A 928-nucleotide genomic window follows, 5' to 3' on the forward strand; every position below is an offset into this window, starting at 1 on the left:
GCAGGGCGGTTTCGATCTCGCCGAGTTCGATGCGGTGCCCGCGGACCTTGACCTGGTGATCCACCCGGCCCAGGAACTCCAACGTGCCGTCGGGCCAGTACCGGCCCATGTCACCGGTGCGATACCAGCGCACCCCATCCACCTCGACGAACTTCGCCGCCGTGGTCTCGGCATCGCCCCGATACCCCTTCGCCACCCCCGCGCCACCGATCCACAACTCCCCCGCCACCCAGTCCGGGCAGTCACGCCCCCGCCCGTCCACCACCCGGAAACACTGGTTCGCCAGCGGCCTCCCATAGGGCACCGACCGCCACCACGACGGCACCGACGCCGGCACCTCGAAGAAGTTCGACCAGATCGCCGCCTCCGTCGCACCCCCCAACGCCACCAGCCGGCACCCCGGCGCCGCCGCCCGCAACCGGCCCGGCAGATCCAGCCCCACCCAGTCACCCGACAACAACGCCAGCCGCAACCCACCCGGCAACCGCTCCGGCTCGGCCACCAGCAACATGTCCAGCAACGCCGGGACCGTGTTCCACACCGTCACCCCGTGCGCCTCCATCAGGGCGACCCAGCGATCCGGGTCGCGTCGCTCGCCCTCGGCGGGCAGGACGACGGAGCCTCCGGCTCCCAGCAGGCCGAACAGGTCCCAGACCGACAGGTCGAAGTCCAGCGCCGACAACGCCAGCACCCGATCCGACTCCCCCACCCCGAACCGACCGTTGACGTCCACCACCGTGTTCAACGCCGCCCGATGCGACACCTCCACACCCTTCGGCTCCCCCGTCGACCCCGACGTGAAGATCACATACGCCGACGAACCCGACTCCACCACCACCGGCGCCTCCAACGGCACCGCACCCACCGCCACCCCCACACGAACCCGCTCGACACCACCCTCCGAACCGGCCTCCACACCGGCGGACGA

The 928-nt window shown here is 70.9% G+C and carries 1 protein-coding gene; it reads right to left on the minus strand.

The genetic code is table 11. The annotated features are described in order from the left end of the window. The coding region (locus tag ACTOQ1_RS42865; protein WP_440074361.1) for an AMP-binding protein at positions 1–928 on the minus strand (928 nt) is incomplete at both ends.

Source organism: Streptosporangium sp. OZ121 (assembly GCF_051918885.1).
In the GTDB taxonomy this organism is placed as follows: Bacteria; Actinomycetota; Actinomycetes; order Streptosporangiales; family Streptosporangiaceae; genus Streptosporangium.